General features: G+C 65.1%; 13 protein-coding genes and 1 pseudogene. 7 read left to right on the top strand and 7 right to left on the bottom strand.

Going from position 1 to position 15201, the window contains the following annotated elements; translation table 11 throughout:
* Window positions 1-125 precede the first annotated feature (125 nt).
* On the top strand, window positions 126-1313 hold the full coding sequence (locus A0257_05990) for a hypothetical protein (GenBank protein AMR26700.1): 1188 nt from the start codon (window positions 126-128) through the stop codon (window positions 1311-1313).
* 312 nt (window positions 1314-1625) lie between these two features.
* Window positions 1626-2846 (top strand): bifunctional 3,4-dihydroxy-2-butanone 4-phosphate synthase/GTP cyclohydrolase II, encoded by a 1221-nt coding sequence (locus A0257_05985; GenBank protein ID AMR26699.1) that lies wholly within the window; start codon window positions 1626-1628, stop codon window positions 2844-2846.
* Between the two features lie 272 nt (window positions 2847-3118).
* Here A0257_05985 and A0257_05980 read toward each other — a convergent pair whose 3' ends face one another.
* Window positions 3119-3607: a hypothetical protein gene (locus tag A0257_05980; GenBank protein ID AMR26698.1), complete on the bottom strand. Its 489-nt coding sequence runs from the start codon at window positions 3605-3607 to the stop codon at window positions 3119-3121.
* A 187-nt stretch (window positions 3608-3794) separates the two neighbouring features.
* A complete protein-coding gene (locus tag A0257_05975) occupies window positions 3795-5522 on the bottom strand; it encodes a hypothetical protein (GenBank protein AMR29642.1) in 1728 nt (575 codons plus the stop codon).
* Between the two features lie 175 nt (window positions 5523-5697).
* Between A0257_05975 and A0257_05970 the strand changes: the two are divergent.
* A pseudogene (locus A0257_05970) lies at window positions 5698-6468 on the top strand (5'/3'-nucleotidase SurE).
* 117 nt (window positions 6469-6585) lie between these two features.
* On the opposite strand, the gene A0257_05965 reads toward A0257_05970, so the two are convergent.
* Window positions 6586-6816, bottom strand: a complete 231-nt coding sequence (locus A0257_05965; GenBank protein AMR26697.1) for a hypothetical protein — start codon at window positions 6814-6816, stop codon at window positions 6586-6588.
* A gap of 92 nt (window positions 6817-6908) precedes the next feature.
* The gene (locus A0257_05960) at window positions 6909-8000 is read right to left on the bottom strand and encodes a magnesium and cobalt transport protein CorA (GenBank protein ID AMR29641.1); all 1092 of its coding nucleotides are present in this window, start codon (window positions 7998-8000) and stop codon (window positions 6909-6911) included.
* A gap of 243 nt (window positions 8001-8243) precedes the next feature.
* Between A0257_05960 and A0257_05955 the strand changes: the two genes are divergently transcribed.
* The 4 genes from A0257_05955 to A0257_05940 all read left to right on the top strand — a co-directional run bounded on the left by A0257_05955 (window position 8244) and on the right by A0257_05940 (window position 12265).
* Complete coding sequence (locus A0257_05955) at window positions 8244-9221, top strand: hypothetical protein (protein ID AMR26696.1); 978 nt, start codon at window positions 8244-8246, stop codon at window positions 9219-9221.
* A 221-nt stretch (window positions 9222-9442) separates the two neighbouring features.
* Entirely contained in the window at window positions 9443-9871 is a 429-nt protein-coding gene (locus tag A0257_05950; protein AMR26695.1) for a transposase, read from the top strand.
* 191 nt (window positions 9872-10062) lie between these two features.
* A complete protein-coding gene (locus tag A0257_05945) occupies window positions 10063-11277 on the top strand; it encodes a hypothetical protein (GenBank protein AMR26694.1) in 1215 nt (404 codons plus the stop codon).
* 172 nt (window positions 11278-11449) lie between these two features.
* Window positions 11450-12265 carry a hypothetical protein gene (locus A0257_05940; GenBank protein ID AMR26693.1) on the top strand — a complete coding sequence of 272 codons (816 nt, stop codon included), beginning with the start codon at window positions 11450-11452 and terminating at the stop codon, window positions 12263-12265.
* Here the strand turns inward: A0257_05940 and A0257_05935 are convergent.
* The 3 genes from A0257_05935 to A0257_05925 all read right to left on the bottom strand — a co-directional run bounded on the left by A0257_05935 (window position 12218) and on the right by A0257_05925 (window position 14752).
* The gene (locus tag A0257_05935) at window positions 12218-12586 is read right to left on the bottom strand and encodes a hypothetical protein (protein AMR26692.1); all 369 of its coding nucleotides are present in this window, start codon (window positions 12584-12586) and stop codon (window positions 12218-12220) included. The two genes, A0257_05940 and A0257_05935, sit on opposite strands and share 48 nt — an antisense overlap.
* Before the next feature lie 47 nt (window positions 12587-12633).
* Window positions 12634-13737 (bottom strand): hypothetical protein, encoded by a 1104-nt coding sequence (locus tag A0257_05930; GenBank protein ID AMR26691.1) that lies wholly within the window; start codon window positions 13735-13737, stop codon window positions 12634-12636.
* Window positions 13738-13879: 142 nt separating this feature from the next.
* Window positions 13880-14752, bottom strand: a complete 873-nt coding sequence (locus tag A0257_05925) for an aldo/keto reductase (protein AMR26690.1) — start codon at window positions 14750-14752, stop codon at window positions 13880-13882.
* Window positions 14753-15201 lie beyond the last annotated feature (449 nt).

Below are 15201 nucleotides of genomic sequence, written 5' to 3'. Positions count from 1 at the left end.
GGCCCCAAAGGTATAGTAGGGTGCGGGGCTTGCCCCCGCCCGGCGCTTGAACGATGCGTATCGGTTTCGTTCAAGCGCCGGGCGTCGTTCAAGCCCCGCACCCTACACTTTACCTTTGCGCCCGCATGAAACTGCTGGTGCTCCTGTCCCGCTTTCCCTACCCCCTCGACAAAGGCGACAAGCTGCGGGCCTACCACCAGCTGCGCTACCTGGCCGGGCAGGGCCATGAAGTGTGCCTGCTGGCCCTCAGCGACGTGCCCGTGAGCGCGGCCGAGCTGGCGGCCGTGCGCCCGCTGTGCCGCGGCGGGCTGCACCTGCACCGCCTGGGCCGCCTGGGCCAGGGTAGGGGCCTGGCGCGGGCGCTGGCCACCGCCGGCCGGCCCCTGCAAGTGGGCTATTTCTACGAAGCCGCCGCCCAGCGCCTGGTCGATAAGCTACTAGCCGACTTTCGGCCCGACCACGTGTACTGCCAGCTCATCCGCATGGCCGAGTACCTGCGGCCCCACGCCGGCCGCGTGCCGATGACGCTCGACTACATGGACGTGTTTTCGGCCGGCATGGCGCGGCGGGCAGCTATTGCCCCGGCCTGGCAGCGCCCCGTGCTGGCCCTGGAAGCCCGCCGCCTGGCCACCTACGAGGCGGCGGCCTGGGGCTGGTTTGGGCACCACACCATCATCAGCGACCAGGACCGCCAGCTCATCGCGCACCCGCAAAACGAGGCCATTACCCTTGTGCCCAACGGCATCGACTTTGACTATTTTCAACCCCAGCCCGCCGTCCCCAAAACCCACGACCTGCTCTTTTGCGGCAACATGGGCTACCACCCCAACGTGGATGCCGCCTGCTGGCTGGTCGAAGAAATGCTGCCCCTCGTGCAGCGCCGCCACCCCCAGGCCACCCTGCTGATAGCCGGCACCACGCCCGCGCCCCGCGTGCTGGCATTGGCCCGCCGGCCGGGGGTAGGGGTCAGCGGCTGGCTGCCTGATATCCGCACCGCCTACGCCCAGGCGCGGGTGTTTGTGGCGCCCATGCGCGTCGGCACGGGCCTGCAAAACAAGCTGCTGGAGGCAATGGCCATGCAATTGCCCTGCGTCACGACCCCCCTCGCCCACAACGCCCTGGGCGGCACGCCCGGCCGCCACCTGCTGGTGGCCGAAACCGCCCCCGCCCTCGCCGACGCCCTAGACGACCTGCTGGCCGACCCCGCCGGGGCCGCCCGCCTCGCCGCCGCCGGCCGCACCTTTGTAGCAGAAACCTACGACTGGGCCGCCGCCACGGCCCGGTTAGAGAACTTGTTTCGGGATAATTGTTAAAGCTTATTGAACCCCATCTGTCCTTGCGAGCGCAACGAAGTGGAGCGCGGCAATCCTTCCTTGTCGTCCATATCGTTGAGTTAGTACCTGCTGTTACGCCCTATCTTATTCGAGATGGCCACGGGGAGTAGCGCGAACTTTGTCGTTCGCGTCCCCGCGCCGTTAAAGCCAGTAGAACGGCGCGGGGACGCGAACTACAACGTTCGCGCTACTCCCCGTGGCGTAACAGCAGTTAGTAATCCTAGCGTGAAAGAAAGATTGCCGCGCTCCACTTCGTTGCGCTCGCAAGGACAACGACTTACTATTAGTATCATGCTTGACTCCATCGAATCCGCCATTGAAGACATTCGCGCCGGCAAAGTCATTATCGTCGTGGACGATGAGGACCGCGAAAACGAGGGCGACTTTATTTGCGCCGCCCGCTCGGCCACGCCCGAGGTTATCAACTTTATGGCCACCCACGGGCGCGGGCTGGTGTGCGCGCCCATCACGGCCGAGCGCTGCGATGAGCTGGGCCTCGACCTGATGGTGGGCCGCAACACGGCCCTGCACGCCACGCCCTTCACGGTGAGCGTTGACCTGCTGACCAACGGCGTAACCACCGGCATCTCGGCCTCCGACCGCTCCAAGACCATCCTGGCCCTCATCGACCCCGCCACCCGGCCCGAGGACCTGGGCAAGCCAGGCCACATTTTCCCCCTCAAAGCGCGCAAAGAAGGCGTGCTGCGCCGCGCCGGCCACACCGAGGCGGCCGTGGACCTGGCCCGCCTGGCGGGCTTCGAGCCGGCCGGCGTGCTGGTCGAAATCCTCAAGGAAGACGGCGAGATGGCCCGCCTGCCCGACCTGCGCAAAGTGGCCGAGCAGTGGGGCCTGAAGCTGATTTCGGTGCAGGACCTCATCAAGTACCGCCTGGCGCAGGAGAGCCTCATCCAGCGCGAAATCACCGTGAAGCTGCCCACCGCTCACGGCGATTTCGACCTCTACGCCTACACCCAGCGCTCGAACGGCGCGCAGCACCTGGCCCTGGTGAAGGGCGACGTGAGCGGGCCGACTCCAGTGCTGGTGCGCGTGCATTCGTCGTGCGTGACGGGCGACATCTTCGGCTCGTGCCGCTGCGACTGCGGCCCCCAGCTGCACCAGGCAATGGAGCAGATTGAGCGCGAGGGCCGCGGCGTGGTCGTCTATATGAACCAGGAGGGTAGGGGCATCGGCCTGCTCAATAAGCTGAAAGCCTACAAGCTGCAAGAGGCCGGCCGCGACACCGTGCAGGCCAACGAGGACCTGGGTTTCCGGGGCGATGAGCGCGACTACGGCGTGGGCGCGGCCATCATCCGCGACCTGGGCATCCGGCAGATGCGCCTGCTCACCAACAACCCCAAGAAGCGCACCGGCCTGCTCGCCTACGGCCTCGAAGTGGTCGAAACCGTGCCCATCGAAATCGCGCCCAACCAGCACAATCAAACCTACCTCACCACCAAGCGCGACAAGATGGGCCACGACATTCTGGGTAACATGAAGCCCGATGCGGCGTAGGGGCGGGGCTTGCCCCCGCCCGGCGTTGAACGGTTTGGTCGGCTTTCGTTCAACGCCGGGCGGGGGCAAGCCCCGCACCCTACCCCGGTCGTGAAATTATCCCGTAGAGTCGGCAAAAACACGACAGCGGTCGAGAAATGCCCGACCCCGGTCGGCAAACGCACAATCCCAGTCGTGAATTTTCCGACCGCTGTCGTTAAAAATATAACCCCGGCCGTGAAACTCACGGCCGGGGTTATATTTTTAACGACAGCGGTCGGGCGGGCGGGTACCTAGCTTTTAGCGGGCTGGGGAGTTTTGGCTACGCCGTTGGCTTTGAAGCGCTCGGCCATCTTGGCTTCGAGGTCGCGCAGGCCGGGGGTGCAGCCGTTGTCGTCCTGCACGTTTTTATAGACCAGGCGGGCCACGTCCATCACCTCCGCGCCGGCCACCAGGCCCACTTTGGCGAGCAGGTCCACGAGGGCCTGGGCGGGCACCTGCAGCTCGCTGGCTGCGTCAAAGGTCGCCAGCTGGTCGGGGTAGGCCGCGATGGTTTCGTCCGTGATGGTGCGGCTCAGCACCTGCTTGAAGCTGGTGAGCACCAGGCCCGCCTGCTGCGCAAAGGGGATGCTTTCGCGTCCCATGCCCTTTGAGGCGAGGCTTTTTTGCTCCTCCCTGGTCAGGTCGGGCTGGTAGGGTTGCAGCAGTTCGAGGGCGGCCAGCAGGTGCTTGCTGACTTCGGCCTGCACCTTGGGGTCGAGAATACGAACGGAGGGAAGCATAAGAAAAGAGAAAAAAGAGGGAAAGAAAAAGGGGGTAGTGACATAAGCCGCCCGCAATATAGCGTACCCCCTCTCGATTTGACTTAATCTTTTCCTCATAAAGGCGGGGCGCGGGGCTGGCCCCCGCCCGGCGTTGAATAATTCCCAAACGAGACGTTCAACGCCGGGCGGGGGCCAGCCCCGCACCCTACTGCGTTTTCCCCAGCCAGCGCACCACCGGGTAGCGCCGATACCCAGGCTCGGCGTAGGGCGAGTGCTGGTACACCCATTCCAGCTGGGCGGGGCCGCTGGCGGCCAGCGCCGGGTCGGCTTTTTTGGCGGCGTCCAGCTGCTGGCGCACAGCGGGGTTTTGGGTCAGATACTCAGCGGCTAAATCCTCAAACACATAGTCAGAATAATGCTCTTTTTGCTGCAACACGCTGTCGAAAAAGCCCCAGGCGAAGAACGAGTCGGTGGCCTGCGGCTCCAGCGCCTCCACGAGGTAGCGGGCGGCGGGGCCTTGCTCGGCCAGCACGGCCAGCCAGGTATCTGAGTTAAGAGTTAAGAGTTTTGAGTTGAGAGTTAAAAGTTTGACTTGGGAGTGGAGGTAGTGGCCTTCGTAGGGTTTGGGGGCGGTTTTATAGTCTTCGATAGTGTAGGTTTCGGCGGGGCCGGTGAGGGGCGCGGTGAGTTGGCGCAGCACCACGCCGTTGCGGCGCAGGTTGGCCAGCACCTCGCCCCAGGCGGCCGGAATGGCGTAGGCCACCGGTGCGGTGGCCGTGGCCGTGGCGTGGGCCGCGTTATAAAAAGGCACCGGCCGCGCGTAGGGCCGGCTGCGGTCGTAGTAGAGGCGCGGCTGGCCGCTCACGCCGCTGGGCCGGTGCCCGGCTTCGTAGCCCCGAAACTCCACCGTGCCACTGGGCTGCTCATTCAGCGCCCAGGCCAGCGGAAATGTCTGTTGGGTGGCCAGCGCCTGGTCGGCGGCGGCGCGGGCGGCGAGCAGGGTAGGGGCCTGGGCGGCCAGGGTTTGGTCGTAGGTCAGCAGCAGGTCATAAGTGGCCCGCACGCGCGGCCCGAAAGCCTTGAGCATGTGCGTTTCGGGCATGAAACCGATGCTGTTGAACAGCGCCGCGTAGCCCGTCGAGTAGCGCGGGCTTTCCAGAAACGCGCGCAGGCCGCTCTCGGGCGTTTCGCCCTCAAAGTCCACGTAGGGCGTCATGGGCCAGCTTTTCTGCGCCATGCCGGCGTAGAGGGCGGGTAGGAGCTGGTCTTGCAGATACTTGCCCAGCACCGGCCCCAGCTTGTCGGGCTGCGTGGGGATGAGCGTTATCGTGTACTGATAATCAGCCCCGTCGGAGGTGTGCGTATCGACAAACACCTCGGGCCGCCACTTCTGAAACAGCGCCGCGAACGAGCGCGCGTTGCGCGAGTCCTGCTTCACGAAATCGCGGTTCAAATCAAAGTTGCGCGCATTGCCCCGGAAGCCGTAGGCGCGCGGCCCGTTCTGGTTCACGCGGGTGGTCGAGTTGCGGTTCAGCATCCCGCCGATGTTGTAGGCCGGAATGACGACCACCGTCACCTGCCGCAGCAGGGGTAGGAGATGCTGGTCGCGCAGCAGGTCGCGGGCCAGCATCATGCTGGCGTCGATGCCCTCCGGCTCGCCGGGGTGGATGCCGTTTTGAATAAACAAAACGGGCCGGCCCTTGGCCCGGCTGGCGGCCGGCTCAAACGTGCCATCGGCCGAGAGCACGACTTCGGTCAGGTGCTCGCCGCTGTCGGTGGGACCCGCCTCGCGCAGCCGCATGGTGGCGGGGTAGGCGGCGGCCAGCTCTTTATAATAGGCCAGGCACTCGGCATAGGTGGCCGTGGTGTTGTGCTGCGGGTCGCGCTCGAAGGGCGTAAGCAGCACCGGCGGGGGGGTAGGGGCAGAGGTCATGAGCGAAACGGCGAGCAGGAGCGAGGCGAAGAACATAGGGGCGAAGGTACCTTTGGGGGAGATTTGAGTTAAGAGTTAAGAGTTAGGGCTTAGGAGTTCCAACTCCCAACTTTTGGCCTGCTGCTCCTAACTTTCAACTCTTAACTCAAAACTCTTAACTCTTAACTCAAAACCCTTGCGTCCCCTCATTCTCATTTCCAACGACGACAGCCTCATTGCGCCCGGCATCGCCCATTTGGTGCAACTCATGCGGGAGCTGGGGGCCGAAGTAGTGGTGGTGGCGCCCGCCAGCCCGCAGTCGGGCATGGGCCACGCCATCACCATCGGCCACCCCTTGCGGCTCGATAAGTCGGACCGCTTCGGCCCCGACGTGGAGGCCTACGCCTGCTCCGGCACCCCGGCCGACTGCGTGAAAATCGCCAAGCACTACATCCTGAAAGACCGCCGCCCCGACCTCGTGGTGTCGGGCATCAACCACGGCTCCAACTCGTCGGTGAACGTGCTATACTCGGGCACCATGTCGGCGGCCATTGAGGCGGCCATCGAGGGGCTGCCGGCCATCGGCTTTTCGCTCTGCGAATACGGCGACGAGGCCGATTTTTCGCACGTGGGGCCCTGGGTGCTGGCGGTGTGCCGCCAGGCGCTGGCCCACGGCATTCCGGCCGGCACGGCCCTGAACGTGAACATTCCGAAGCACGCGGCCGGCCCCATTCGGGGCATCCGGCTGGCCCGCCAGGCCCGCGCCAAGTGGCAGGAAACTTTTGAGCAGCGCCACGACCCCTACCAGCGCCCCTACTACTGGCTGCTGGGCGATTTCGTGAACCAGGACCACGGCCTCGACACCGACGAGGCCGCCCTGGCCGCAGGCTACGTGTCGGTGGTGCCCTGCCAGTTTGACCTCACCAGCTACCAGGCGCTTGGCGAAATGGCCCAGGCCTGGCAGCTCGCGCTGCCTGGCGCAGGGCCAGCGCCTACCCCCCCTCAGCCCGTCAACGGCAAGGATTACGGCCTTGCCAACCAGTAGGCCGGCGCTTTTCTCAAATGAGTAGAAGCTAAAGATTACTCATTTGAGAAAAGCACCACCTTGGTCGGAACCTACGGTTTGCACCAGTCGATGCTGCTCGGCCACGGCCGGCGTGCGCACCACGCGTAGCGGCAGCAGCCGCAGCCGACTACTGCGGCTGCGGGCACCTGCCAGGTAGGATTGCCGATAGTGCGCGCTGTGCCCGGCGGGTGGCATCAGCAGCATCAGCAGCAGCAGGCTCAGGCTCCATATAAGCACCCTGGTTTTCATAAGGCGTACATATTTGCTTTCAAGTTCGTACGCCAGCAGTGAAGCCCCCGTGAATGCCAGCGCGGGTCCCCGCCCGCGAGTGGCCCGGCGGCTCAGTCGCGGCTGAGCCAGCCCTTCCGCCAGAAATAATAGAGCTGCCCCAGCACGATGAGCGTGAGCACCCCCAGCAAGACGGGGTAGCCCACCGGCGAGTATAGCTCGGGCATGTTGAGGGGCAGCACGTGGCCGTGGGCGTCTTCGTGCTGAAAATTCATGCCGTAGAGGCCCACCACGAAGCTAAGCGGAATGAAGATGGAGCTGATGATGGTGAGCACCTTCATCACCTCGTTCATGCGGTTGCTCTGGTCCGAGAGGAAGAGGTCGGCCAGCGAGGAGATGTTGTCGCGGTAGCTCTCGGCCAGGTCCAGGGCCTGAATGGCGTGGTCGTAGGCATCGCGGTAAAAGACCTTCAGCTCCTCGGGCACCACCTCCTCGGGCAGGCGCAGAATCTCCGACATCTTGTCGCGCTCGGGATATACCAGCCGCCGGAAGCGCACCACGTCCTTTTTGATGCGCAGGATGCGGGTGAGGAGCCGCCGCTCGCGCTGCTCGCTGAAGATGCTCAGCTCCAGCTCCTCAATATAGTCGCCAATGGCCGCCATCGTGGGGTAGTAGTGGTCGAGCACCACGTCGGTGAGGGCATAGGCCAGGTAGCCCACGGGCTTGCGCCGCAGCTGGCTGAAATTGGCCCGGATGCGGTTGCGCAGCACCTCCAGGCAGTCGTCGTAGGTGTCCTGAAACGAGAGCACGTAATTGGGCCCGGTGAAGATGGAAAGCTGGTCGTCGTGCACCGTGAGCTGGGCCGTAAACTCGGTCATGCGCGACACCAGAAACAGCCGGTTGTCGTCAAACACCTCCACTTTGGCCCGCTGGTAGTCGCCGAGCACGTCTTCCATTTGCAGCGGGTGCAGGCCAAATTCCTGCATCAGGCGCTCCATCAGGTCGAGGTCGCCGTAGCCGCGCACGTCAATCCAGTGCTTCAATTCGGGGTGGTCGCGCAGGTAGCCGAGCAGCTCGTCGTAGCGGTCAGTATATTCGGCTTCCTCGTGGGTGTGCTCGTCATACGACATCAAAAACAGCCGCGGCTTGAGGGCATTGGGCTGCACGTGCAGCGTGCCGGGGTGCTGGCCCACGTGCTCATACAGCGCCTGGCGGCGCGCCTCGCGGTCAGGGTCGGGGGGTAGGGAATCGCGGGTGGGTGCTTCCAAAGGGTTCGACGGGGCCGAGGGGGTAGGGGAAGGATGCTTCATACGGAAGCCTGATACGGAGACAGCGTCGGCCGGGGCTGCCCGCAAAGGTGGGGGTAGTGCGGCGGTAGTTCCGTACTTTGCCCTGGGGGCTTGGCTTCCGCCGTTTTCAAGTCTCCCGGAATGTCCCCAGTAGCAAGCTTGTTGCCCGCCGCGCTACGGGTTTATAGTGTCGAAACCCCGCCCGGCCAGCCGCCCGCCGCGCCGCGCCTACCCCTGGCCTTTGCGCCCTTCCTGTTCCTGACGGCCGCCCACCAGGCCTTGCAGCCGCACGGCCAGCCGGTGCTCAGCTTTTACCTGGAAGATGCGGCCGCTGGCCTGACCGTGGCTCAGCTGGCCGTGGTGCTTGGTTTTGACGGGCCCGGCCAGGCCAGCTCGCCCGGCCAGGCCCCGTTTGGGGCCGTGCAGCTGGCGGCCGGCGTGCCCCCGGCCGCGCTGCTTTTTTTCCTCGAAACAGTGGAGAATACCCTGCGCCAGCGCGGCCAGCGGCGACTGCATCTGCGCGGCTACCCGTTTTGCTACGATGCGGCCGGGGCGGCCCAGCTGGCCGAAGCCCTGCGCCAGCGCCACTACCAAGTGGTGCTGGCCGAAGAAAACTACCACCTCGACCCCGCCCGCGCTTACCAAGAGCACCTGCACCCCTCCGAGCGCCGCCGCCTGCGCCGCTGCCGCCAGCTGGGCCTGGTGCCCGAGCAGGAGCCGCCGCTTCTGCTGCCCTGGGCCTACGAGTTCATTGCCCGGTGCCGGCAGGAGCGGGGCCAGGCGCTGTCGCTGCCCCTGGCGCGGCTGCAGGAGCTATTTCGGGCGTTTCCGCGCCAGCACCTGTTGTTTTCGGTGCGCAAGCCGGGCGGCGAGTGGGCGGCGCTCACCATCGCCATTCAAGTGAGCGACCGGGTGCTGTACAATTTTTACCCCGCCAGCCCGCTGGCCGACAACCACCTCAGCCCCGTGGTGCTGCTCAACGAGAGCCTGCACACCTACGCCCGCGCCTCGGGCCTGGCCCTGGTCGACCTGGGTACTTCCACGCTGCCCGCCGGCCCCAACGCCTCCCTGCTGCGCTTCAAGCGCCACCTCGGCGGCGTGGCCGGCCTCAAGCTAAGCTGGGCGAAGGAGCTGTGAGCCAGCGCGCTGGCAGAGCGGTAGTATAGCCAAGGGCGAGCCCAGGCGTGTTGAGCGCCGTGATGCCGGGCTAACACGCCTGGTAACTGCTGAGTGGGATGTTACTCATTTGGGCTTGAAATAAACTTGCCTTTACTTTTCAGGTACGCTAGTTAAAGCTATGCCCTTTAGGGCAAGACTTTAGTTGCTACTCCCTTTTGGCAGTTGGGTAGCTTTGCGGCATGAAGCAGCGCACAGGTAGTCACTCGGTTCATAAGCTAGATGTGCATTTGGTCTGGAGCACGAAGTACCGCTACAAAGTCTTGGTGGGGGAGGTGCAACTGCGTTGTCGGGACTTGTTGCGGCAAACCTGTAATACGTTGGATGTGCAGATTCTCAAAGGGGTGGTGAGCAAAGACCATATTCATCTACATGTGTCGTATCCGCCTTTCTTGAGTGTGAGTGACCTCATGCGCCGGCTAAAAGGACGAAGCGCCAAGCTCCTGTTGCAGGAATTTCCCGAACTCAAGCGTCGGTATTGGGGCGGGCATTTTTGGGGTATTGGCTACGGAGCGTGGAGCGTAGGAAATATCACGGATGACATCTTGGAGGCGTATTTAAACCATCACAAAGACCAGCCCAACGGGGACGAGAATTTCATTCTGGAATAACCTACTTTAGTAGCTGGCTTTCAGTCGGCTTTAGCCGAAACCGCCGAATTTCATTCGCCCTTAAACCTATGGACTTACAGTCCATAGTCTTTTAGTCATTTGTTTGTAAGGTCTCAGCTAGCTCGTCAGCTGCCCCGCACCCCGACCTTTGCCGAATGGCTACTCCCGTTCGTATTATTTGGCAAGGCTTTGTGCGCGGGTCGCTGGCCACGGGCGTGGCTATCGTGGCGCGGGCGGCCGGGGCGCTTACCCTCAACAAGCTGGTTGCGCTCTACGGGGGCCTGGGCGGCCTCACCCAACTGGCCCAGTTCCAAAACCTGATGGGGCTGTTTGGGGCCCTGCCCACCGATGGCGTGCAGGTGGGAGCCACCACGCGGCTGGCCCCGCTGCGGCCCGGCTCGGGGCGGCACCGGGCATGGCTGGGGGCAGCCGCGCTGCTCACCCTCGTGGCCATTGTGGGGGCAGGCCTGGTGCTGCTGGCCACCGGCGGGGCGGCGTGGCCGCCCCGCCGGGTAGCGCTTTTTACCCTCGGCATGCTGCTGCTTGCCACCCAAACCCTGCTCAGCACGGCCCTGCTGGCTGCCGGGCGGCGCGGCCCCTACGTGGCCCAGGCCATAGCCCTGAGCCTGGTGGGCACCAGCGCGGTGGCGGTGGCCCTGGCAGTAGGCTGGCCCCTGCCCCGCGTGCTGCTGGCTTACCTGGCCGGGCAGGCGCTCACGCTGCCGCTGGCGGGCTGGGCGGCGGCGCGGGCGGGTCTGCTACCTGGCTGGCACTGGCCCCGGCCCAGCGCCGCCGCCTGGCGCGGCCTGCTGCCTTTCGTGCTGATGGCGGCGGGCTCGCTGCTCTGCGGCCGGGCTATCGATTACGCGCTGCGGGCCTGGCTCATCGCCCACTTCCCACCCGCCCGCACCGACCTCTGGCAGGCCGTGGCCAAGCTCTCGGATAACTACACGCTGGTGATGGGGGCAGTGCTCAACACCGTTTTTTATCCCCGCCTGGCCGCCCTGCAGGCCACGCCCGGCCTGGCCCGGCGCTATCTAGGGGCCGTGCTGGGCCTGCTGGCGGCGGGGCTGGCCGTGGCCCTGGGCCTGGTCTATGCGCTGCGCGATGTGCTGCTGCCGCTGCTGTTTGCGCCGCGCCTGCTGGCCGCCCGCGAACTGCTGGCCCCGCAGCTGCTCGGCGACTGGGCCAAGTTCCTGGCCTGGGTGTTGCTCTATTACCTTTTGGCCCGCGCCCGGCCGCTGCCCTACCTGGCTATGCAGGGGGTAGGGGCCGGGCTCTATATTGCTTCGCTGGTTGGGCTTGTACCAGCCTTCGGGCTGCAGGGGGTGGTGTGGGCCCATGCGCTCCACTACCTGCTGCTGCTGATTATTTGCGGGGGTCTTTACAAATGGAAGTGGAACTAACCCTTTTGGGTAGTAGTGTTTCAGGTACTACTAAGAAGCTGCTGGCAGGGAATTTACAAGTTACTCATAAGTTTAAACCGCCGCTCCGATGCCTGCGCTTTCCGCTCCGCTCGTTACTGTTATCGCGCTGTGCCATAACCATGCATCTTACCTGCGGGAGGCGCTGGATTCCGTGCTGGCGCAGGACTACGCGCCGCTAGAAGTCTGGCTCGTGGACAATGGCAGCACCGACGGCAGCCCGGCCATTATGCGGCAATATGCCCAGGCCAACCCGACCTGGCACCTGCTGCTGCTGCCCACAAACGTGGGCAACTGCCGGGCCTTCAACCAGGCTTTTTCTCAAAGCCGCGGCGAGTTCGTGGTAGATTTTGCTACCGATGATGTGCTACTGCCCCAGCGCCTCAGCCAGCAGGTGGCTTTGTTTGAGGGCCTGCCGCCCGACTACGGCATGGTTTATTCCAACTGCGAGCTGCTCACCGAGGCGGGCCAGTCGCTGGGCCTGCACCACCGGCCCGATGCGCGCGGCCGGCTGCACCCGCGCCCGGCCAGCGGCTGGGTGTTTGGGGAGGTGCTGGGGCGCTTCTTCATCAGCACGCCCACCATGCTCATGCGCCGGGCCACGCTGCTGGCCCTGGGGGGCTACGACGAAACCCTGAGCTACGAGGACTTTGACTTCTGGGTGCGGGCCAGCCGCGACTGGCGCTTTCAGTATCAGAATGCCGTAACGACCCGCAAGCGCAAGCACCCGCGCAGCATGAGCGCCCAGGTGACTACCCGCCACGACCCCTATACGGTTGACACCCTGAAAGTTTGCCGCAAGGCCCTGGCCCTGTGCCGCACCCCGGCCGAAACCCGCGCCCTGGCCCGCCGCCTGCGGGCCGAACTGCGCCACGCCCTGCGCCGCCGCCAGTGGGCCGCCGCCCGCACGGCCTGGCAGCTGCTAATGGATATAGTCGGCCGGGTCGTAGGGCTGCGAGGCCAGGCATAGCAGCACCGCGCCCGGCTCAAACTGAATTTCGGGCCAGCAGTGGGGAGGCAGGTACAGGGCTTGAGTGGGCTGGTCGAGGCAGAAGTGGACGGTTTCCTGGCCTTCTACCTTGATAGTGAGCCGAATGCTGCCGTGCACGGCCACCAGCAGCTGCTCCAGGGTGTGGTGGGCGTGGCGGCCGCGCACCCGCCCGGCGGGCACCGCCGTTATCCAATAAGCCCGCTGCACGGCAAACGGTAGGCTGGCGTCTTCGGCCACCGTGAGCCAGCCGCTGTCGGCCGCGCCGTGGGCGGGAAGGGATAAAAGATAAGGAAGCGTCATGCAGCGAAGGTGGCCGGCAAAGATAAAGCCGGGCTGCCGGGCGCGGCCTACGGAATTTCGCTCACCTCCACGCGCCGGTTGCGCACGTTGGGCGAGGGGTAGAGCGGGCGCGTATCGCCGTAGCCCACGGTTTCGAGGCGCGCGGGGCCGATGCCGGCTCGCACCAGATAGCCCTTCACGGCGGTGGCGCGCTGCTCCGAAAGCACCTGGTTTTTGCCCGGCTCGCCCACGCGGTCGGTGTGGCCGGCCACGCGCAGGCGCAGGCCGGGGCGGGCCCGCAGCGTGGCCGCCAGCTCATCGAGGGCCGGGCTGGCTTCGGGCAATAATTCGGCCTCACCTTTCTTGAATAGCACCGTGGGCAGCACGACCGGCGCGGGCGGGGGGGTAGGGGCCGGGGCGGGGCTGCTGGCCACGGGCGGTTGCGGCCGGCTGGCCGAATCGGGGGGGGTAGGGCGCGGTGGGGCCGGCGGGGCCGCCGCTACGGGCGCGGGGCGGGGCGCGGGCTTCGTGCCTTTCACCTGAATGGTGATGGGCACCACCGGGCTCTCCGGCGTGGGGTAGTAGCCCTGGGTGAGGTAAAAGGTGGTGGTCCGGCGCAGCCGGGTGGGGTAGGTGTTGCCGCTGGCCACGGGCCGTTTCAGCTCGGCGTCGGCAAACCAGCGCACCTCGCGGCCCGACACGCGCAGCGTGCTCAGCGCCCCCGCCCGCACCGTGGCCGCCGACTTCAGCTTGACGCGGTAAAACGTGAATTCGCCCGTGTCGCAGTTGCCCACGGGGGCGTAGGTGGCGTGGCCGGTCGGTTTTTCCTCCTTCGCGTCGTAGGTAAACGTGATTTCGCCATTGCCGCACCAGTAGTTGGACAGCGTGCGGCCGGTCTCATTCAGCTTGCGCACGTGGCGCAGCCGCAAGCCGCCGGCCGTGCGCGGACCTTCCATCTGAAACGTGACCGTGATGGCAGGCACGTCGCCCACCTGCTCATAGAGAATGCCGAAGAGCGCCTCGCCCGCCCCGCGCTGCACCCGCAGCACGGAGGGGTAGTAGCGCGCCTGGCCGGGGTCTTCGACCCCCTGCCAGGCACCCGCCAGCGACTGCGCCTGCCCCGGCCCGGCCAGCAGCAGCGCCCCAAACCCATACCAAAAGCTACGTTTCATAAAAGCGAAAATAAGCCACCGGCCGAAAAAGCAAGGCGAGTGCCTGGTTCAAGGGTCAGGCACTCGCCTTACTTTTTTCGGACGAGCATATTCGCGCATCAGGAAAATAACCGCTGAACTCTCCGCTCAGCGGTTATTTTCCTTACCCCAGATAAGCCATTTCCTCGGCACTGAGCTCAATGTCGGCGGCGGCCAGGTTTTCGCGCAGGTGCGCCAGCGACGACGTGCCCGGTATGGGCAGCAGCAGGGGCGACTTGTGCAGCAGCCAGGCAATGTTGAGCTGAGCCGCTGACACGCCCCGGCGGCGGGCCAGCTCGGCCATTTTATCACCCGCTTTGGGCAGGCCGTGAACGAGCGAGAAAAACGGCACCAGCGGAATGCCGTGCTGCTCGCACAGGGCCAGCACCTCTTCGCCGCCGCGGGTTTCGCCGTGGTCGTCGCGCAGGGTGGTGCGCTGGGCGTAGCCGTACATGTTCTCGACGGTCGCGATTTCGCCCAGCTGCAGGCCGGCTTCCAGCTCCTCGGGGCTCACGTTGCTCAGGCCCACGTGCTGAATTTTGCCTTCCTTTTGCAGCTCAAACATGGCACCCAGCTGCTCGGCCAGCGGCACCTGGCTGTGGCCCATCAGGCGCAAATGCACCAGCTGCACCTGCTCTTGCCTGAGCGTGCGCAGGTTGCGCTCGATGCTGGTGCGCAGGTTGGCGGGCGTGTTGAAGGGCACCCAGCTGGCATCGGGCCTGCGCGTGGCACCCACCTTGGTGCAGATAACTAACTGCTGGGGGTAGGGATGCAAGGCCTCAAAAATCAGGCGGTTAGTCACGTCGTCGCCGTAATAATCGGCCGTGTCGAGAAACGTGACGCCGTGCTCGACGGCGGTTTTCAGAATTTCCAGCGCCTGGGGCCGGTCGGCCGGCTCGCCCCAAATTTGGGGGCCGGTGAGGCGCATAGTGCCGTAGCCCAGGCGGTTGACGGTGAGCGGCTGGGCCGAATTTGGCGCGATGGTGATGGTGGACATGGGTAGGGGGTAGGGCGAAAAAAGTCAGCCTGACGGGAGCCACCCGTTAGGCTGGTATGGCGTTCGGTAGATGACGTATTTCGGGCCGAAATACTGCAAGCGTAACCCGCCGGCGGGGTGAATGTTGAGCCGCCCGCGCGGCCAGCCAACGGCCCTACCCCCGGCCAACCTGCTTAGTGTCCATTATTTTTGAGGGCTTAAGCAAAGGACATTTCGCGCAGTGTTTCGCGGGGAAAGACTGCGGAGTTTCGCAGTGCGCAAACTAAAATAAACGCGGATAAAGTGCCGCCTCGCCGCTGGGTGGGGGGGTAGGGGCAAAGCGCCGGCACCCCGCTTGCGCGCCGCCCTACCCCGCTGATGCGCCTCCATACGCCCCGCCACTTCCACCATCGGCGCACTGTATATTTCCCGCGCGGGCGTGCTATTGTCCCTGATTTTGGCCACGGTGC

Origin of the sequence: Hymenobacter psoromatis, from assembly GCA_001596155.1 — a bacterium.
Lineage (GTDB): Bacteria > Bacteroidota > Bacteroidia > Cytophagales > Hymenobacteraceae > Hymenobacter.
This window is presented reverse-complemented; position numbering and strand designations above follow the sequence as displayed.